The organism is Paenibacillus agilis (assembly GCF_007786455.1).
GTDB lineage: Bacteria > Bacillota > Bacilli > Paenibacillales > Paenibacillaceae > Paenibacillus_B > Paenibacillus_B agilis.
On sequence record NZ_VNJK01000001.1, the window covers coordinates 1,038,772 to 1,058,618 of the forward strand.

At 42.0% G+C, this 19,847-nt stretch carries 21 protein-coding genes and 1 pseudogene; 16 read left to right on the plus strand and 6 right to left on the minus strand.

The window, feature by feature from the left end; all coding sequences use genetic code 11:
- The first annotated feature begins 21 nt into the window (after positions 1-21).
- Positions 22-915 (plus strand): Hsp33 family molecular chaperone HslO, encoded by an 894-nt coding sequence (gene hslO, locus FPZ44_RS04455; protein WP_144987788.1) that lies wholly within the window; start codon positions 22-24, stop codon positions 913-915.
- Between the two features lie 81 nt (positions 916-996).
- On the opposite strand, the pseudogene FPZ44_RS26740 reads toward hslO, so the two are convergent.
- Positions 997-1,113, minus strand: a pseudogene (locus FPZ44_RS26740) (excalibur calcium-binding domain-containing protein); the annotation flags it as partial.
- A 450-nt stretch (positions 1,114-1,563) separates the two neighbouring features.
- On the opposite strand from FPZ44_RS26740, the gene FPZ44_RS04465 reads away from it, so the two are divergent.
- From FPZ44_RS04465 to FPZ44_RS26745, 8 genes are all read left to right on the plus strand, one after another.
- Entirely contained in the window at positions 1,564-2,175 is a 612-nt protein-coding gene (locus FPZ44_RS04465; protein ID WP_144987790.1) for a TetR/AcrR family transcriptional regulator, read from the plus strand.
- 6 nt (positions 2,176-2,181) lie between these two features.
- Entirely contained in the window at positions 2,182-2,796 is a 615-nt protein-coding gene (locus FPZ44_RS04470) for a GNAT family N-acetyltransferase (RefSeq protein ID WP_144987792.1), read from the plus strand.
- A 334-nt stretch (positions 2,797-3,130) separates the two neighbouring features.
- Positions 3,131-4,165, plus strand: a complete 1,035-nt coding sequence (locus tag FPZ44_RS04475) for a serine hydrolase domain-containing protein (RefSeq protein WP_144987794.1) — start codon at positions 3,131-3,133, stop codon at positions 4,163-4,165.
- A gap of 103 nt (positions 4,166-4,268) precedes the next feature.
- The gene (locus tag FPZ44_RS04480; protein WP_144987796.1) at positions 4,269-4,787 is read left to right on the plus strand and encodes an NUDIX domain-containing protein; all 519 of its coding nucleotides are present in this window, start codon (positions 4,269-4,271) and stop codon (positions 4,785-4,787) included.
- 167 nt (positions 4,788-4,954) lie between these two features.
- Positions 4,955-5,626 carry a response regulator transcription factor gene (locus tag FPZ44_RS04485; protein ID WP_144987799.1) on the plus strand — a complete coding sequence of 224 codons (672 nt, stop codon included), beginning with the start codon at positions 4,955-4,957 and terminating at the stop codon, positions 5,624-5,626.
- Positions 5,614-6,726, plus strand: coding sequence for a HAMP domain-containing sensor histidine kinase (locus FPZ44_RS04490; RefSeq protein WP_144987801.1), 1,113 nt, complete (start codon positions 5,614-5,616; stop codon positions 6,724-6,726). The genes FPZ44_RS04485 and FPZ44_RS04490 overlap by 13 nt, the downstream gene beginning before the upstream one ends.
- 51 nt (positions 6,727-6,777) lie before the next feature.
- Positions 6,778-7,851: a serine hydrolase domain-containing protein gene (locus FPZ44_RS04495; RefSeq protein ID WP_261378196.1), complete on the plus strand. Its 1,074-nt coding sequence runs from the start codon at positions 6,778-6,780 to the stop codon at positions 7,849-7,851.
- Positions 7,793-8,260 carry a hypothetical protein gene (locus FPZ44_RS26745; RefSeq protein ID WP_261378197.1) on the plus strand — a complete coding sequence of 156 codons (468 nt, stop codon included), beginning with the start codon at positions 7,793-7,795 and terminating at the stop codon, positions 8,258-8,260. The genes FPZ44_RS04495 and FPZ44_RS26745 overlap by 59 nt, the downstream gene beginning before the upstream one ends.
- A gap of 148 nt (positions 8,261-8,408) precedes the next feature.
- Here FPZ44_RS26745 and FPZ44_RS04500 read toward each other — a convergent pair whose 3' ends face one another.
- The 4 genes from FPZ44_RS04500 to FPZ44_RS04515 all read right to left on the minus strand — a co-directional run bounded on the left by FPZ44_RS04500 (position 8,409) and on the right by FPZ44_RS04515 (position 11,601).
- On the minus strand, positions 8,409-9,047 hold the full coding sequence (locus FPZ44_RS04500; RefSeq protein WP_144987803.1) for a nitroreductase family protein: 639 nt from the start codon (positions 9,045-9,047) through the stop codon (positions 8,409-8,411).
- Positions 9,048-9,053: 6 nt separating this feature from the next.
- Positions 9,054-9,491 carry a MarR family winged helix-turn-helix transcriptional regulator gene (locus FPZ44_RS04505; protein WP_144987805.1) on the minus strand — a complete coding sequence of 146 codons (438 nt, stop codon included), beginning with the start codon at positions 9,489-9,491 and terminating at the stop codon, positions 9,054-9,056.
- Between the two features lie 789 nt (positions 9,492-10,280).
- Positions 10,281-10,658, minus strand: a complete 378-nt coding sequence (locus FPZ44_RS04510; protein WP_144987807.1) for a hypothetical protein — start codon at positions 10,656-10,658, stop codon at positions 10,281-10,283.
- Positions 10,659-11,010: 352 nt separating this feature from the next.
- The gene (locus FPZ44_RS04515) at positions 11,011-11,601 is read right to left on the minus strand and encodes a TetR/AcrR family transcriptional regulator (protein WP_186785912.1); all 591 of its coding nucleotides are present in this window, start codon (positions 11,599-11,601) and stop codon (positions 11,011-11,013) included.
- Positions 11,602-11,778: 177 nt separating this feature from the next.
- Here FPZ44_RS04515 and FPZ44_RS04520 point away from each other — a divergent pair, with 177 nt between their 5' ends.
- Together FPZ44_RS04520 and FPZ44_RS04525 are read left to right on the plus strand one after the other, a co-directional pair.
- Entirely contained in the window at positions 11,779-14,889 is a 3,111-nt protein-coding gene (locus FPZ44_RS04520; protein ID WP_144987811.1) for an MMPL family transporter, read from the plus strand.
- Between the two features lie 289 nt (positions 14,890-15,178).
- On the plus strand, positions 15,179-15,553 hold the full coding sequence (locus FPZ44_RS04525; RefSeq protein ID WP_144987813.1) for a hypothetical protein: 375 nt from the start codon (positions 15,179-15,181) through the stop codon (positions 15,551-15,553).
- A gap of 195 nt (positions 15,554-15,748) precedes the next feature.
- Here the strand turns inward: FPZ44_RS04525 and FPZ44_RS04530 are convergent, their stop codons facing one another.
- Entirely contained in the window at positions 15,749-15,904 is a 156-nt protein-coding gene (locus FPZ44_RS04530; RefSeq protein WP_084509058.1) for a DUF1540 domain-containing protein, read from the minus strand.
- Positions 15,905-16,164: 260 nt separating this feature from the next.
- Here FPZ44_RS04530 and FPZ44_RS04535 point away from each other — a divergent pair, with 260 nt between their 5' ends.
- From FPZ44_RS04535 to FPZ44_RS04555, 5 genes are all read left to right on the plus strand, one after another.
- Entirely contained in the window at positions 16,165-16,863 is a 699-nt protein-coding gene (locus tag FPZ44_RS04535; protein ID WP_144987815.1) for a Crp/Fnr family transcriptional regulator, read from the plus strand.
- Between the two features lie 159 nt (positions 16,864-17,022).
- On the plus strand, positions 17,023-17,685 hold the full coding sequence (gene pnuC, locus FPZ44_RS04540) for a nicotinamide riboside transporter PnuC (protein ID WP_144987817.1): 663 nt from the start codon (positions 17,023-17,025) through the stop codon (positions 17,683-17,685).
- Between the two features lie 19 nt (positions 17,686-17,704).
- Positions 17,705-18,412 carry a purine-nucleoside phosphorylase gene (deoD, locus tag FPZ44_RS04545; RefSeq protein WP_144987819.1) on the plus strand — a complete coding sequence of 236 codons (708 nt, stop codon included), beginning with the start codon at positions 17,705-17,707 and terminating at the stop codon, positions 18,410-18,412.
- Positions 18,413-18,608: 196 nt separating this feature from the next.
- Positions 18,609-19,001, plus strand: coding sequence for a MerR family transcriptional regulator (locus tag FPZ44_RS04550; protein ID WP_144987821.1), 393 nt, complete (start codon positions 18,609-18,611; stop codon positions 18,999-19,001).
- Complete coding sequence (locus FPZ44_RS04555) at positions 18,998-19,816, plus strand: SDR family oxidoreductase (protein ID WP_144987823.1); 819 nt, start codon at positions 18,998-19,000, stop codon at positions 19,814-19,816. Before FPZ44_RS04550 ends, FPZ44_RS04555 begins: the two co-directional genes overlap by 4 nt.
- Positions 19,817-19,847 lie beyond the last annotated feature (31 nt).

The window sequence follows — 19,847 nt, forward strand, 5'->3', positions numbered from 1 at the left end:
CATAGAAGAAGGGACAAAGAAATGAAGGATTATGTAGTAAAAGCGCTAGCACTAGATAATCAAGTACGTGCCTATGCAGTCCATACAACCGTAGCCATCGGAGAGGCTCAACGTCGTCATCATACATCGCCAACTGCTTCGGATGCTCTCGGACGTGCAATGACTGCTGGTGCGATGCTCGGTGCTATGCTCAAGGATGAGGAGCACTTAACCGTGAAAATTGCTGGAGGAGGTCCAATTGGAACGATTCTAGTAGACGCAAACGGCAAAGGGGAAATTAGAGGATATGTCACCAATCCTCAAGTTCATTTCGATCGTAATGATCAGGGATATTTGGATGTGCCACGAGCAGTAGGGATAGATGGAACGCTGACAGTATCCAAAGACGTAGGATTGAAGCAACCTTTCGTGGGACAAATTCCTGTGATATCGGGTGAGATAGGAGAAGATTTTATTTCTTATCTTATTCTTTCGGAACAATCGCCATCTACTGTAGGGGTTGGTGTTCTTGTTAATCCCGATCATACGATTCAAGCAGCCGGAGGTTTCATCGTTCAACTGATGCCCGGCGCAAAAGTTGAGATCATGAGCGAGATTGAAGAGCGTCTTAAAGTGATCGATCCCATTCCTTTGATGCTGGAGCAAGGATTGACTCCGGAACAAATACTTGAGCAAGTACTGGGTGTAGGGAACGTGAAATTATTAGAGAGAATGCCGGTACAATTCCAATGTCAATGCTCCAAAGAAAGAGTTTCCAATGCCATTATCAGTTTAGGAAGTGAAGAGATTCAAGATATGATTCAGACAGATGGACAGGCTGAAGCCAATTGTCATTTCTGTAATGAAACGTACCATTTTACTAAAGAAGATCTAGAGAAATTATTGAACAAAACGGTTAATAAGAGGCGAGCATAAGCTAGCTTAGTATTGAAGAAGCCACAGGCTTAGAGAGGATTAACTATCTCTCATCCTGTGGCTTTTGTATAAGATCATTACTTATTCACAAGCTACTCCGTCTTTATCTCGATCAAGTTTCACTCGATAGCCTGGATCACCTTCGTACAGTGGGGCCGCACCAGCATTGCGTGCAGCAGTACAGTTTTTATAGTACACCGTTTCTTGCTCTTGTTTTGGTTTAACTTTTTTTGATTTTGATTTAGGTTTTTTTGATTTGTTTGAGGATCCGGATTTAGGTTTGGACTTTTTTGATTTCTTCCCGGACTTAGACTTAACTTCTACCGTTTGTGCTTCAACTTGTTCGGAAGCAGAGGCGGGCTTTGCTATGCTAGTTCCTGCTGTAGTGCCGAACATTCCAACCGCGAGAACAAGTGCTAGCGAGAATGTCCATCTATTGAACATTGGTTTATTCATCGTTTACTCCCCTTTTATTTATAATTGCGAACAAACAACATAATAGCAAACGTTTACAGATTGTACCATATAGGAGTTTGTATGAAACTATTTTCTTTGTACGCTGAGAGCAAATATTGATCTTTCCGATTGATCTCTGAAGCATACTTTTTTATAATGAGTAAAAACTCACTCAAAAAAAGAGGTTGTATCATGCCACGCACGAAGGAACAGTATGAACAGATGCGAATTGCAACAAGAGAGAAAATACAAGCGGCAGCCATGCAGCTGTTCGTACAAAAAGGATTTGGTTCTACGAATGTGCAGGATATTGCGGATGCAGCTGGGATTAGCATCGGACTTCTGTATCGGCACTACAAGTCGAAGGAGAAATTGTTTAACGAATTGGTGGATTTCGCACTTGCAGGCATGGCTCAGCAGATGGAGTACTTTGAGTCAAATGAGGTTTCACCTAAGCAAGCAATGGATCAGTTTGTACATGAAATATACAACGATATGATGACAGGCGAACAATTTGCTAATTTACTGATCCTTATGCAGCAGTCGTTTTTGACGGGAGGGGGAGCAGCTGTAAATCATGTCGAGGTAACCCGGGTTAGTGAGCAATTATTTGCTGCAACAGCCAAGCTTATTAAAAGAGGTCAGGAACGGGGTGAATTTCGTTCAGGAAATCCGGATGAAATGGTTTTGTTGTTCTATTCAACGATACATGGGCTAGCTGCTATGAAAATGATGCTGCAGCACAATTTTCAGATGCCCTCTCCAGTTGCGCTCACTTCATTTCTCTATAAGGAAGGGGAATAAGCGTATATGTTTACCGTGATTAGAGCGGACCAATTAGAATTTGATCCAAGGCCACAAATGTCTCAAATTTTTGCGGATGGATTTTCGCAGTGGCTTGGCTATTTTTCCAAGGATAATCAGGCAATTGCAAGAGCTTTTGCTCATATGTTCGTGTTAAATCAATTTTATGTCGCTGTAACAGATGAACGTAAAATTACTGCTATGGCCGCGTGTACAGACGGTACGGCTTCTTCGGTAAAGCTAAACTCAAAGGAACTGCGTAAGCATTTGGGGCTAGTTAAGGGAACACTTGCTGGAGTTATTTTGAAAAAAGAATTTGAAGCAACCAAGGCAGTAAAGACAACAACGGATGCTCCTATTTCCACACATGGTTCAATCGAGTTTGTTGGAACTGCTCCTGAATGCAGAGGACAGGGAGCGGCAAGTGCGATCATCCGTCATATGGTTGAAAATGTCCCTTTTGATCAATTTCTCATTGAAGAAGTAGCGGATACGAATATGCCTGCCATGAACTTATACCAAAAGCTAGGCTTCCAAGAATATAAACGGAAATCTATTCCTCAGAAGAAAGCCGAAAAAATCGGAATTAATCACATTATTTCTTTGAAGTATGTAAAGTAATTAACTAGCGAGCAAGCCTTTAGCTGTAGTTAATCAGCTTGCAGACATACTCCTTAACACCAACGTTACACGATCCAATGGGTCGTGTTTTTTGTTTGATCAATGTGGCTAAGGGCAGCACAACGGAAGTTGGTTAGAGAAGAAAATTGAGCGGAGTGGACAATGGCAATTGCATTCGTCTAAAGAGGAGACTTGCTGATATATATGTAAGAAGCGAAAGTAATCATTGCTGAATGGGTTATTACTGAACGTGAGATAAGAATGTATGTTTGCTGATATGGATTTGATTAAGATGTACTCGAGAATGAAACCGAGAGAGGGGCGTTAGCATTCAATGAAAAAGGAACTAACCCAGTCGCTGCTGGATGATCTCGTGGCTCAAGCGATCCAAAAGAAACATATTTACGGTGCTGTGATATGTGTGGAAAAAGGAGATGGATCGTTATCGCTCGTCAGTGGAGCGGGTAACATTCAAGCGGAAACCCCGTATTTTATCGCAAGTATTACGAAAATGTATGTCACAGCTGTGCTGCTAAAATTACGCTCGAAAGGACAACTGCAGCTTGAAGACAAAATCTCCCGATACCTCTCTCAGGAAATCATGAACAAACTCCATGTACAGGATGGAGTTGATTACAGCAACGATATTACGATCAAGCATTTATTGTCTAATACGTCGGGTATTCCTACGTACTTTACATCTGAATTCGTCTCGGAGTTAATAAGTGGAAAAGATCAGGCGTGGTCGCTCGATAAGACTTTAGATGTAATCAAGAGCAAGAAGCCTTCATTTAAACCGGGTCAAAAAGGAAAAGCACACTATTCGGACCCCAACTTTCATCTGCTTGGTACGATTGTTGAGAACATTACGGGTCAGAGCATTCATGAGGTATTTCAAGCCTTCATTTTTGATGAATTGCAGTTGGCCAAGACATATGTATTTGAAGATGTGAACGATGTGCGCCCGGTTCCTATTTATTATAAAAAACAACCACTGTATTTGCCTCATTATATATCCTCGATTGCTTCTGAAGGTGGAATTGTTTCCACTGCGCAGGACTCCATGCTATTTTTAAAAGCATTTTTTAACGGACGGCTTTTTCCTAAAACAGATCTCGCAGAATTGACTTCCCAATGGAATCTATTATTTGGCCCAGGACTCTTTTACTATGGAATCGGTATATGTAAGCAGCCGATTGCTATGTTTAATTGGAAAAAGGGGATCGTTGGGCACTGGGGACAATCTGGTGCATTTGCTTTTTATCATGAGGAGACGGATCTGTATTTTACGGGCACGGTTAATCAATATACAGGACATTCTGTTGCAGCGCGAATGATGATGAAGGTCATCAAAATGATGGAGAAATAAGTTTGGTTTCGACTCGTATTGCGAGGTGTTAGTCACATTGTTTGTGATACTCTAACTGCTATAATAAAAGGACTTAAAGCTATAGAATGCAGGTGAACTAGGAATGAATTATTGTTATGCTTGCGGAACGAAGTTACGTTCTAAGGAATGTGAAGGAGAGGGAATAATCCCGTATTGTGACTCATGTCAGGCATTTCGCTTTCCGATCTTCAGTACGGCGATTAGCACAGCTATTTTGAATCAAGAAAGAAACAAGGTGCTATTGCTTAGACAGTATAAGATGAAGGATTACAGCTTACTTGCTGGTTATGTTAATCGAGGAGAAGCGGCGGAAGAGGCGCTGATTCGTGAGGTTAAGGAAGAAGTGGGGCTGCATGTGGATGAGTATAAGTACATGCGAAGCCGTTATTTCGAACGTACGAATACGCTGATGTTAAATTTCGTCTCTGTGGTGAACAATGAGGCGGTTATGCAAATCAATGAGGAAGTTGAGCAGGCAGAGTGGTTTACTTTTGCTGAAGCTAGAGAGGTTATTATGAAAAATAGCTTAGCAGAGTCTTTTCTACTTGCGATTTTGGAACAAGCTGAGGCAGGAGAGCTAGGGCGGTTTATATTAACATAATTAACCTACATAATAATGTTTTTAAACATTTATACTTTTGTAAATCTACATAGAGCCATACTTGACGATTTCGTACGTCCATTCTCTGAGTGGAAGATCGACCGTTGGGATGTGGCTCTATTTTTGTTATGCTGGACTGGATGCAAAGTGAGGGAGACGTACGGCCTATGAAAAAAATATTAATTATCGATGATGAAGCGGATCTTAGAAAACTGCTGACGGATTATTTTGAAATGAACGGGTATTTCGTGCTGACGGCGAAGGATGGTAATGAGGCGCTACGGAAAACGGAAGAGCAACCGGATCTTATTTTACTAGATATTAATATGCCTGAACTGAATGGTCTTGAATTATGCAGGAAGATTCGGCGATTTGTCTCCTGTCCTATTTTATTTTTAAGTGCTCGTGTAGAGGATGCGGATAAAATTGTAGGTTTTCAAGCAGGAGGAGACGATTATATCGTCAAGCCGTTCAGCATTCATGAATTGGGTGCTAGAGTGGAGGCTCATTTGCGCCGGGAAATGCGAAGCCACAATAAAGCAGCGGTAAAATTCAGTGGGGATATCGTAGTAGATTATTCGGCGCGTGTGATGTACTGCGGTGGCACGCAATTTTCATTTCCGAAAAAAGAGTTTGATATTATCGAACTGTTATCCACTCATCCTGGCATGATATTTGACAAGGAACGTATTTATGAAAAGGTTTGGGGCTTGGACGAGCAAGGCGACAGTGCTGTGATAGCGGAACATATCCGTCGAATTCGTTCGAAGTTGAAAGAACATGGCGGCGAAAGGTGGATTGAAACCGTCTGGGGAGTAGGGTATAAATGGCGAAAATGATCAATTGGCTGCGATTGAAGCTAAAACAGTTATCTCTGCTTCAATCCTTTATCTTGCTATGCAGCCTTACACTTATGATGGTCTCAACTATCATTGTATTGGAATTCGAATGGGCGGAAAGGTTGCGACGGCAGTTTGCGAGCCACCCCTCAGACGATGATTGGGTGTTGTATGTACTTATTGCGACTATACTTGTAACGGTTGCTGTAGCTATCGTGGCGATGGCCATCGTCTTTTATAAATGGAAACTGAAAACGCCGCTGGACATGCTGATGAAGGGATCGGAAAATATTTCGGAAAATGATTTGGATTTCCATATTTCTTATGATCATAAAGATGAGATGGGGAAGCTATGCCAAGCGTTTGAGAAGATGCGAAGCCAATTGGAGGCCAATCATCGAGTGCTTTGGCGTTCGGTTGAGGAACGGAAGCAGCTGAATGCTATTTTTGCGCATGATCTGAGGACACCACTTTCTGTTTTAAAAGGATATTCTGAATTTCTCACTGCTTATTTGCCTCAAAATAAAATACCCGAGGAAAAGCTGTTGGATACGATCCAAACGATGAACGTTCATATTGTTCGTCTTGAACGTTACACAGAGGCGATGAACTCGATTCAGAAGCTGGAGGACATGCCTGTACATCGCGTTGAGATGGAAGTGGAACTGTTCATTTCTTTATTGAACGATAGTGCCCATCAAATTGCAGAGCGCAGTGGCAAGACGGTGAGTTCGTCCATTAAAACAGATTCGAAAACAGTGGTTGTCGATAAGCATATGGTGATGCAAGTGTTTGAAAATTTGATTGCGAATAGTGTGCGTTATGCGGAGAGTCATGTAAATGTTCATTATGAAATCGATAATGGTCACTTTTCTATAACGGTCATGGATGATGGTATTGGTTTTTCTGTTGAAGCGTTGCAAAAGGCACAGCTTCCTTTTTATCGGGACGAGGTATGGGAGGCCAATGTGCATCATGGGCTGGGACTGTATATTTGCCATGTGCTATGCGAAAAGCACGGTGGTAGCTTGCATATCGAAAACAGTTCCTCTGGCGGCGGAAGAGTAACGGCATGTTTTGTTTGCGGAGTTGATAAATAGTTGAAAACTATCATGTAACTTCTTCTTATCACATAGATAAGGAGTGTTAAGATGGCCATTTCGCAAAAGAAATTGATTCTATGCTTATGTTGTTTGATGCTGCTTGGGTTTAGTTTCGCAAACTCAGTTCTCGCTATTGAAGTTCGTAACAAAGATGAAGTCCTGAAACAAATCGATGAGTATGTCGTCGAAACGATGAAAATGAATAATATTAAAGGGGCATCTCTAGCCATAGCCAATAACGATCGTGTGTTTTATGCAACAGGTTATGGTGGTGTTTCCGAGGCGGGCGCAATAACGGGGAGTACTCCTTTGCCTATTGCTTCCTTAAGCAAATCGTTTACGGCGCTAGCTGTGCTGCAATTGGTGGAAAAGGGGAAAATCGATCTCGATGCGCCGTATTCCTCCTATTTCTCGGGTACCTCAGATTTATCGCCTATAGACGAGCGTGTCCACCAGATAACGGTCCGACAGCTGCTGAATCAAACGAGTGGTCTGAATGACAAAGTAAATCCTGATATGACACGCTTTGTACAATACGAAGCGCTGAAGGAGATCTACGCATCGTTGGACAAGGTTAAGCTTGCACATGATCCCGGTGAAGCGTATAGCTATCATAATCCAAATTATCAATACTTAGCGCTGCTTGTGGAGAAAGTGAGCGGACAAAGTTTTACTGCTTATCTGGAAAAGAATATTTTTGAGCCGTTGAAGATGGACCAGACGTTCAATGTAAGTTCGACACAGCAAATGAATGAGCATCCTGCTGTTCCATGGGGACATTATCTTGTATTCGGTCAATCGATTAGCAGAACTGAGCCTTCTTGGTTTATTGATGGTCCTGCAGGCATTATTTCCACGGCAGAAGATATGGCAAAATGGATGGTTGCTCAATATAATGGCCGTCTTCTTGCCCCGGAGCTTATGGATCAATATCATGCAGCAGGACAAATAGGTCCATATGGAATGGGCTGGATAGCAGGTAAGGATAAGCGTTGGGGCCAGACGATTGACGATTTCCCATGGCGGTATTTTCTGGACCTACAAGGCGGAAGAGGTCATTTTTGTGGATCAGCAGTTGGGCATAACGATGTTGTTTACAACGGGGTTGAATGCTTTTGTTGACTACACTGCTATTGTTAACGGAGTAGTTGAAATTATGATGGGAGAGAATGCCGAACCCTCTGCCTTTAACAGTAGAAATATGGAGATGGCTATGATGTTGCTGATCCTTGCAACCGTCATTTGGGGCGTGTATGGATTCATCCATAGGAACCGAAAAAAGAAGAGGGTTACGATAGTGAGGTTGATTACTTCCTCGATCGTGAGTTTACTTCCTGCTTTGCTTCTCTTGTTCTTGTCACCAATCGCTGCCTTTATTGGCGGCGGGCGCGTTGTACCTTTGAGTGGACTATGGATGGCGATGCCGTCTCTTGTTATTTTTCTAGCTGTAATATCGTTGGTGAGCATAACGAATTTGGTATGTCAGTTTCATTTGTATTTCCAACTAAGACACAAGACGCAGCCAATGTAGGTTGCGTTTTTATTTTGAGTGGATATGCGGTAGGTGAGCATGAACTAAAAAACCGACCCTGGCCGTAAGGCTGGAGTCGGTTTGAAGCACGAAGTAAATTTGAAATTAATAGCAGCGATAACGATATTCCACGGTTAATGTATCGAATTTATTTCCAAGTCGCTACTGTTTCAACAGGCAAACGATAGGAAGGGTATCCCTCTTTGGCTGTTTTTCCGATGCTGATTAGCATGATTGGTTGGTAACGCTCTTTGTCCATATCAAAAGCTTCAGCAATTTTATCTTTTTCATAACCGCCAATTGCATTCGTATCATAGCCATGTGCACGGGCAACTAGCATCAATTGCATCGATACAAGTCCACCATCGATAAAGTTAACATCGCGCAAATCCGCCGCAGAAATCGTATCGTAGTATGGTTTGTACATATTCATTACCACATCTTTCATTTCTTTCGGCAAATAACCAAGTTCTATGGATTTACTGAATATTTCATCCATGTACGACGCATTTTCCATATCCGCGAATACAGCTATAACGGCAGAAGAGGTGAGAACCTGTGTCTGATTGAATTTTGCCAACGGAGCTAGCTTTTCTTTGCCTTCCTTACTTTCGATAACGACAAAGCGCCAAGGCTGCATGTTAACAGAGGACGGAGCTTTCGTAGCACCTTCAAGAATTGCGGTCATTTCCTCTTTGCTGATTTTCACCTCAGGGTCATATTCTTTTACAGAACGACGACCATATGTGATTTCCTTAAAGTCATTTGTTTTTTGAAATTTGCTCATGATATATTACAGCTCCTTATTAATTGAAATGTTGTGTTTCATTCGTTCGAGAAAATCGGCCAGTATTGGAATTTCTTTATCATCGAAGTCCTTCAAAATCTGGCGAATGAAATTTTCTTTTTCTATTTTGTAGCCTTCGATTTTTTCAAGCCCTTCATCAGATAAACGAACAAAGGTTTCGCGATTATCGTCAGGATTTTTGCGTCTCGTCACCATGCCCTCAGCTTCAAGTTGCTTGAGATGACGAGTAATAGCAGCATTGTCGATGTTAATATGCTTTTGTAACATGGACTGTTTGACCTCAATCCCCCCGCACAGTTCGTGCAAAATTTCGAGTCGGGACGAGCTTATGCCCGTACAATGTTCGAATTTGTGGTGGATCTTGTTGCACAATCCGTTAAGCAGAGTCAATATCTGCTGCTCCGTGCAATCATTACGTGTCATGCCTTCGAGCCTCCTGAGAGCGTAAACATACGAACGACTTCATTGTAGAGCTATATCTCCACGCCATCCAAATTGTTTGAGTACTCAATAATTGAGGGGTCAACTATTGATGTATCAAGTAATATAACATTGATAATTATAGTTTGCAACTATGTATCTTCTGGTATGATTCGATGGGGAGCGCATAAAAGCAGATAAAAGCCCATGAAAGCGCACAATGACAGTGGCCATGTTGGATTTCGCATTGCGATATGCCGAGGTGGTTCATCTAACGGTCGCTATTGACGTTATTAACGTGAAATCGTTCATCTTTCATTTTTAACGGTCGTGAGCGCGCTTATTTTAGCACATGTAGTGAATGATATCGCTATCAATAACAAATAAGCTCGCTGGCGACCTTTACATTTTAAAATGAGTAGATTGCTATCAAATAGCCTCTGTGGCAACCGTTACGTTCATGGGGACTGATTCGGAGCTGTTTCGGATCTGTCTAATGAGCCTAGGTGTTGGGGGAATCTGGGCTATTGGGCGCTAATGATTACGATTTGCCATTGCTGTAATTGAGAGAGTCGTTGTTACGAAGACGAAACAAAGCAAGGGGCTGTCTATCTAGATGGCTTATTCCTTTTGAGACAGTCCCCTTCGTTTACAATGAGAACTGAAAAATATAATTTGTTTATGCGAATGTATACGAGTGTAAGTGCAGTTGTAAATTTAAATGCAAATGTAAGTACAAGTATCAAGTACAAGCTCGCATGCGAACATGTTACGGTTCGTTTCTATTTTAATCTAATACGTGCGCCAAGAGACACTTGGTCCCATCCAGTTAGATGGAATTGTAATGACGTATTTGTAAGTACCTGCGGGTTGATTATCCGAATAAACAGTGCCGCTGCGAATGCCGTTATCGGTAGGCCGTCCTCCTTCAACGCTAGCTGCATTGATCGCGACATCACCCGAAGTTGTAACCCGATAAATTTCGATATACATCCAACCGTGAATACGAGAATCGTAAGCGGAATAGTCAAGGGCAAGATTACCGCCTGTATGCGTGGTAACACCTGTAACCGTTCTTGTTGAACTAGCGGAAGCAGTTGCTGCAAATGCGCTTGTTGCAAATACGAGAAGCATAATAATCGCAATTAGACCAAAACTTACTTTTTTCATTTGACTTTTCCTCCTTGGAATGGGTTTGATGATGCCTTAACACAAAGATACATCAATGATTCGAGGTTCTTCGATCACCCCCTTATCAGATTCCAAAAGTTCGCTAGCATTATTTTGCTCAAAGCACATCTGTCAGATTAATTGTAAAAAGCAGCGGAAATGTTGAATAGCTCTTAGGAGAATGGTAGAAAAAAGTGGATGTCTGATACTTGCTTGTATTCTATACTAACCGTACCAATATAGACAGGTAATATATTCTAGTATTTATCGTGTTTTTATATAGAAGGTAAGCTAGAATAAGCCAAACGATCATCAGGATAAAATCCCGGTGTACCGTTTGGCTTATTTGCACTTATTTCGATGATGGTAACAAAAAAGGCTGAAACCCTTGCACCATAATACGGCTGACCGATGCTGCCAAGTCATCGAGGGAACCATTGAGTTTTCCTTCGAACCAGTCTTGATACATGGCAACGAGGCCGCTTGCGAAGAAGTTAACGTGTAGAATAAACGCTTCACGTTCTTGAACCGAATTGGTCTTTCGTTCATAGCTGAGCAGGCTCTCGATTAGAACAGCCTTAACCTTCGTCATAAATGTGCTTGCCGCATCAACAGCAATGAGCATGCGGTAAAATTCAATATCTTGACCTAGGAAATTCGACACTTTCGCTAAGAAAGGCATCATATTTTGAATGAGATCGGTATGTTTGAATTCATCGAGAAATTCAATCATCTTCTCCATAATTTCATTTTCGATTTGTTCAATGACAGCATGTACATCCGAATAATGGGCATAAAATGTTCCGCGGCTAATATCAGCTCGCTCGACAATATCTTTGATCGTAATCTTTTGGTATTCTTTCTCCAACATTAGCTCTACCAATGCACGACGAATCATGTTCCTCGAACGAATGGCGCTTCTGTATTCCGCTTTTTCCCTCATTTTGGTATACTCCTTATTTTGTTCAAAATTAAACATATTTAATTCGAAATATTCAAAATTGAATAAATGATTAAAAATTGACCATTGTACGCTTTTCTCACAATGAGTATACTTTTTTCATGTATAAAAGTAAACACGTGTTTAGTTTTGTGAATGTTACAAGATAGGAGATAGAGAATGAGGAAAATTAAAAATTTGAGAATTGCTTCGATCGTGGCTTGGATTCTGATAACCGTTGTTATCGTGATGACGATGCCGAACCTCAATCAACTAGTGAGGGAAAAGGGACAAGTATCGATTCCAGACAGTGCGCAAAGTAATATTGCGCATGAAATGTTGAGTCATATGGATGAGGACAGTGGCAATAGCTACTCGATCATTGCTGTATTTAATAGTGGAAGTGATAAGCCTTTAAGTAGTAAGCAGCATCAACAAATTGAATCTGTCATTTCACAATTCAAATCGAAGCAAAAGCAGCTAGGTATTGAAAATATGCTCACTCATTTAGATGATGAGCACACGAAGAGTCAGCTCGTATCGAAAGATAAGACGACCATTTTAACGCAGTTGTCTGTTAGTCGTAGTCAAGGTACGATCTCTGAAGCAACAGAGCAGCTGGAAGCGTTGATGAAAAATGTAGACACGGTCGATACATATTTGACAGGCAACAGTCTTGTTATCGAGGATTTTGTAAAGTCGACAGAAGAAGGTATTAAGAAAACCGAAATCATTGCGGTCATTTTTATTATCGTCGTACTCATCATCGTCTTCCGATCTCCTATTGTGCCGGTTGTTTCGTTAGTTACAGTAGGAATCTCTTATATCGTATCACTTGGTATTGTAGCTCATTTTGTGGAGTGGTTTAACTATCCGTTTTCTAACTTTACACAAGTGTTTCTAGTCGTCATCTTATTTGGTATCGGAACCGATTATAATATTTTATTATTCTCTCGATTCAAAGAAGAGCTTACACGACAGGAAAATACGCTTGCAGCGGTAAAAGCAACGTATCGCTCTGCTGGAAAAACGGTGCTCTATAGCGCGTTAGCTGTTTTTATCGGATTTATGGCATTAATTTTGGCGGAGTTCGGCATTTATCGAGCAAGTTCGGCGGTTGCCATAGGTGTAGCAGTGCTCGTGCTTGTACTGATGACGTTGAATCCGGTCATTATGGTTACGTTAGGGAAAAAGTTGTTTTGGCCAGTTAAGAACTTCGATGGACATGGAGAGAGCCGAATTTGGGGTGTGCTAGCGAAGACATCCGTGACAAGACCTATCGCAGCGCTCTTGTTTATAGCGGTCCTTTGCATTCCGTTCGTGATGAAGTATAGCGATTCCTTGAGCTATAACGATTTGCTGGAGGTTGATGATAGCTACGCTTCTAAGCAAGGGATTCAGGTCATTGAAAAGCATTTCTCACCAGGATTCTCTTCACCGACGACATTGTTTATTCAATCGGATAAGCCGTTGGACAATGCGAAGGCATTACAAGAGCTGGACGAACTTGCGGAGCAAATTTCGAAGATGTCTGGTGTAGCTGAAGTGTATACAACGACTCGTCCAGTAGGTAAGAAAATGGATGAGCTGTACATGAAAGATCAAACGAAGGAACTAAATAAAGGTCTAGGGGATGCCTCAAAAGGCGTTGGCGAGATTAACGACGGGCTGTCTTCTGCGGAAAAAGAAATCGGTCAAGCAGATACAAAGGGTGTACAAAATGTGCAGCTGCTAATCGATGGAACCAATGAAGTGAAGACAGGTGTTTCGAGTTTAGGGAAAGCGATTGATGAATTATCGAAAGGTGTACATTCAGGTGCTAAGGGAGCTAATCAACTGGAAAGCGGTCTAGCATCGCTTAAAGACCAAATGAACCTGTTATCTCAATCATTACCGAAGCTGCATAAAGGCTATTTGGAGCTTGAAACAGGACTTTCTTCATTCGGAACTCAATTTGCAAGTTTAGAGCAAGCGATTGGGGGAGCGGTACAGGCATTTGAACAAATCGAAGGTACGTTGGGCATTTATGTTCAATCCAATCCAGATGCAGCAAATGATGAGCATTTGCAAACGGCAATTGGCATTGCTGCAGCAGGCAAACAGCAGATGAAGGAATTAGCTAAACAGCTTAATGGATTGAAAACGGAATATGACGCAGCGATGTCATCCTTTAAACAAGCAAATGCTTCACTTTCTGCTGTACAAAATGGTCTTATGCAATTGCAAGGTGGTGTGTCGCAGCTGCATAAAGGTTCATCCCAATTGAAGGATGGATTGCAAAAAGCAGCGGATGGATCGAATAAAATGACCGCAGTTCCTCCTGCGCTTCATACAGGATTGACAGATATTCATGCGGGACAAAAGCAACTGCTCTCCGGATTAACCGCATTAACAGGTAATATGGAGAAGCTGCAATCTGGATTGTCTGCTAGTACGAAAGGCTTGGAAGAAGTGAGTACGGGCTTAGCAGATGCTCAGAGCTATTTGCAAGGGCTGAGTGATTCCAAGGCTTCGGAAAAATTCTATATTCCTCAAGATATATTGAAGGGCGAGGAATTTAAACAAGCAATGGATATGTACATGTCTGCGGATCGCAAAACGGTACAAATGAATATTATGCTGGACGTGAACCCATATTCGAAAGAAGCAATGGCGATCGTAAAGCAGATTAACACAGAAGTGCAGGCAGCGATTCAAGGCAGCGATTTGAAACATGCCAAGGCAGCACTGGGTGGGAAAACGGCTGAAAATGTGGATCTTGAAGCGATCGCGAGCGGTGACTTTGCACGGACAGCGACGATCATGTTGATTGGTATTGGAATGGTCCTTATTTTCATCACACGTTCCTTGTGGATACCGATTTTCATTATTCTGTCATTGGTGTTAGCGTACTTTACTTCGCTTGGGATAAGTGAGTTCTTAGCTACACATTTACTATCCGTAAATGAATTAGGTTGGAATGTTCCATTCTTTAGCTTCATTATGATTGTGGCATTAGGCGTTGACTACAGTATTTTCTTAATGATGCGCTATCGTGAAATGGACGGTCATTCTGCGCAGGAAATGATCGAGGCTGCTCGCCATATGGGCGGGGTTGTTATTTCGGCGGCGATTATTCTTGGTGGTACATTTGCGGCGCTCATCCCTTCAGGGGTGCTGACGCTGATTGAAGTAGCGATGACGGTTATTATCGGCTTATGCTTGCTTGGATTTGTAATGCTGCCAATTATGCTTCCGGCATTGTTAGCGGTAGTGGAGCGGGTGCAAAAGCTAGGTGTTAAAGAGAAGTAAAAGTAAGTTAATTCAGTTTTCAGATGTAAGAGGTAATTTATAACGTTATGTAGAGAAATAGATAAAACCGAGAAATCCGACCTTACAATAGGTCGGATTTTTTTCTGAAGAAAATGATGGAAATTGACCGTTGACATTACTACGAAAACGTATTAAATTGAGATCGGGGATATACTACGATATCGTATTAAATGAAATAAACAATTGGATTGGCGCGCTATTGCTATTTCTCACTAGGGTCACCCTCAGTAAATAATTTTTACAACTATTTATCAGGGAGGTATGCTATATGAATTGGCAAGATGCAGCTTTGTTGGCAGCTGGAATGATCGGAAGTATCGTGGCGGTGATTCATGGCATTTTGACTCAACGATTGATGGTCAGGCCGTTACAGGAGTCTGGATCTACTAAGCAGCCGAAATTGGTCAAAATGCTCGTGCCGCCGCTCTTACAGTTCAGCACGTTCAACTGGTTCCTTGGGGGCCTTGCCCTGATCGCTTCTATCTGGTTCGAACCGGATGTTAAGCTAGCGATTGGTCTGCTTGTCGGCAGTTCATTCCTGTTTGCAGCTATTGTTGCCCTATGGGCATCACGCGGACGACATCCTGGCGGATTGCTTTATGCGGTAGCGGTTATTTTAATCGTATTTGGCATTAATCTGTAGTACGATATTTTTCTACTTCGCATGTGAAAATAATTCTCAATTAGAGGTTATACTTGTACTAAAGAGACAGAAATGCTGCTGACATGTTCGACGGAAAACAAATGAAAAGAGCACCCCCCGCTAGGGATGCTCTACTTGCAGATAAGCTATTGTAAAAATGAACGGCTGTGCTGCAAAAATGTGCTAAACGATATGCTAAATTTTTGGTTCGAACGTTTTGCAGTCTGTCTCTCCACTATTGCTCGCTTGATTACCGCGATTGCTTACGACATAGATGGAGGACGCGGCACATTTGTTGCCTGCTGCCCAGAACTTGCAGTTGTTTACTTCGCATAATACGTCTTTAGCCATAGTTTTCACCTCCCTTCTTATTAAGGATGGTCGAATACTATGGCTCTTTATACTTGACCGCGGTTTCTGGTTATTTTTATCGAATAACGTTTCTCACAACCGTTACACAACGTAAAGAATATATCAAGGAAAATGTGCGAAGGACATTTGTCCCGAATATCTGTAATCTGCTCGCTAAAATGCAGCTACTTTTATACATATAACGGACTGTCGTCCTATCCTGGATCAGTCCCAGAAATATATACTTGAGGTGAATCAACATGGGGATGCAGCAAATGATTAAATACATGGAGCAAAGCGAAAAGATTTACGCAATGATGAAGCAATGCCCCTACGAAATATTGCGCGAATGGAAGCTGACCAAGTTTAAGGCTGGCTCCGTATTGTTTTCCCAAGGCGATATTCAGGACAGCTTTTACATTATGGTGGAGGGTGTCGCGGATATTAGCGTTATTGGCGAAAACGGTAAGAAATATGTGCAGTCGACTTATCATAAAGGGGATATGATTGGCGAGCTTGAGATTGTGGACCGCCTTCCTTTTATCAGCAACGTGGAAGCGGTTACGGATGTGGTGCTTATGGGTCTGAAGCGCGAGCATTTTTTGGAATGGCTCCATTTGGACCGTAATTTTAACGAGTATTTTATCCGCAGCATCTTGAAGCTTCAGTACGACATCCTGAAGAAGGAGGGAGACAACAATCTGTACACCCTGCATGATCGAGTGTGCAGTTACTTGCTCCGTTGTCTGCCGCACGGTCAAAAGAGGGCAGAAGGTATTGTGATTAAGGTTGATAAGCAGCAGCTCAGTCATCAATTTGCTGTCACTCCTCGAAGCATCAATCGTATTTTGTCAGAGCTTAAGAAGCAAGGCATCATCGATTTGAACAAGCAGGAAATTATAATTTTGGATACGAAGCAATTGCAGTTGGAGCTGGAAGATCGAAATAGTCGAGCTTAACAATCGATTGGAAGTGTATAGGTTTTTAGATGCTAACGTTTATGTTGAAGCCTATATTCGAAAAAATGTAAGCCTTATCATTAATTGTGAAAATGGTATTCAAGAATTGAAATGAAAGCGTAAGCATCAGGTCAGATTACTATGGGAGGTTATAGAAAAATGATTAAACATCCTTTGTTCGTTATTATTGCTTGTGCCATCAGTATTGGGGCGGGATTGTATCTGAATTCTTCGTATATTGAAATATTTGCTTCTGTTATTGGTGTTATCAACGTATGGTTGTTAGCTAGGCAGAAAGTTATCAACTTCCTATTTGGTGCAATTGCAGTAGTAAGCTTTATGTACATTTACTTCAAAACAGGCCTTTACGCAATGGTTATTTTATCGGCCTTGCAGTTGATCTTTAACATTTACGGCTGGTACTACTGGGTTAAAAATAAAGGCGAAGACGATACTGCGCCAACGATTCGTTTGTCAACAAAGGGCTACGTCATTTGGGTAAGCATTATTTTAGTAACTTGGGGCATCTGGTCTTATATTCAAGTTACTTATACAGGAGCAACTAAGCCTTATTTAGACGCTTTCATCGCAGTTATCGGATTGGCTGCACAGTACTTGTTAAGCAAAAAGATTTTGGAAAACTGGCATTTGTGGATTTTGATGAACCTGATTTTAATCGTGATGTACCTCTCAACAGAATTGTACGTAATGATTTTGCTAGCGATTATTAACTTGATCATTTGCATCGATGGCTTGATCGAATGGAAGCAAAGCTATAAAGCTAATCGAAATCGTGAAGGCGCAACGGGGACTGGTTTCTAAGGGATAGGAGGAATACATCATGAGTTTTCATATCGAAGCGAAAGTTGGCGATATCGCCGAAACGATATTGCTGCCTGGTGATCCGATGCGTGCGAAATTTATCGCGGAAAACTATTTAGAGAATGCTGTATGTTACAACCGGATTCGCGGTATTCTAGGATATACGGGAACGTACAAAGGCAAGCGCATCTCAGTTCAAGGTACAGGAATGGGCATGCCATCCATGTCTATTTATGCGACTGAGTTGGTAAATGATTATGGAGTAAAGAACTTGATTCGCATCGGCTCAAGTGGATCCTATCATGCTGATGTCAAGCATATGGACTTGGTAGTAGGCACGGCGGTATGTACAAGCTCTGCGATGTTCAGACATGAATTCGAGAACTTCTCTTACGCACCGGCTGCAGACTTTAAATTGGTAAGAACAGCGTATGATATCGGAGAAAAATTGAACTTGCCTGTACGTGCAGGTTTGATTATGACGGAAGATCATTTCTATGACGGCAATGAGCCAATGTATAAGAAAATGGCTCAGTATCAGGTGCTAGCTTGTGACAATGAGTCTGCGGCTATGTATATGGTTGCTGCGAAATACAATGCCCGTGCATTGTCCATTTTAACGGTTACCGACCATATGTTGACGAATGAAACGATCACGCCAGAAACACGTGAGACGGCACTCCATGACATGATCCGCATGGGATTGGAGACGGCTATCGTTCTATAAAAAGATGCGAGCTGGAGCGACAGAAATAAACGCATTTAGAAGCCTCATCAGGATTTACTAAATTAGAAGCAGCCCATAGTGGCTGCTTTTTTGCATTTACCTATTTGCCAGTTTCGCAAATTAACTATTGACCCTCACATTAATGTGAGGGTTTATAATTACCTTAATCCGCTGGATAGAAATGGAGGGGGATGAAATGAAGATCGGAAAAGTAATTAAAATTACCGGAGCGAGTGCCCGTTCGATTCGACATTATGAGGATAAGGGCTTAATCAAGCCTACCCGCCAAAATAATAACTATCGCGAATTCGATGAAAAGGTAATCGAGTCCATTCAAACCATCCAGCTTTATTTAGGTTTAGGACTCACTACGGAGCAAATTAAAGACATTTTATTTTGTCAGTTTCCCGATCAACAAGAAAAACAAGAACACGCAGATAAGGGCCTTTACTGTGCAGAAGTGCTGCAGTTATATGAAGCGAAGTTACGTGAAATTAATAGCCAAATCAATTCGCTAAACGATGCGAAATCAGCCTTGGTTGAGAAGATTAATCAAATGTTAGAGCATACGGAGGAGGAAGAGCAATGACGATTTTAGTAACGGGAGCGACAGGTACAGTTGGGCGTCATGTCGTCGATCAACTGCTGCGAAGAGGTCAGAAGGTAAGGGCTTTGACACGCAATCCACAAGCCATACTCCCTGAAGGAGTAGAGATTGCAGTTGGAGATTTAAGTGATCCGAGTACACTGGATGCCGCGTTCGAAGGTGTTACAGCCATACATTTGATGACGACGGGTGCAGAATATGTTCCCTTACAAACAGGCCTAGAAATCGTCGCATTGGCTAAAAAGGCGGGAGTTCGCAAAGTTACAGTACTGTGGACGGGGGAAAAAGGCTCTGTTGAGCAAGCGGTTGAGGCTAGTGATTTAGAGTGGACACAGCTTCAACCTGTTGAGTTTATGTCCAACGTGCGCAAATGGACGGATTCCATTAGCAAGGAAGGAATCGTAAGGGATTTATTCAGCGGCTCCTTAAATGCATCTGTGCATGAAGCTGATATTGGCCGAGTAGCGGCGGTCGCGCTGACCGAGGATGGTCATGCTGGTAAAGAATATATACTAACCGGTCCTGAGGTACTGTCGGTTACGGATCAAGTTCGAATTATCGGTGAGGCAATTGGACAGACGTTGACCTTGCTTGAGACGACGGAAGAAGAAGAACGGGAGCAAATGAGAAAAATGGGGGTTCGCGAGGATGTTATCAACTTCGTGATTAGCTGGCATCTCAACCCACCACCAATTGCTTATACGGTCCTACCTACAATAGAGGAAGTCCTTGGACAACCCGCATACACGTTTAAACAATGGGCTGAAGAAAATGCGAGTTACTTTATAAAATCATAATGTGCTAAAATGGTGTTCATTCGCATAGTAC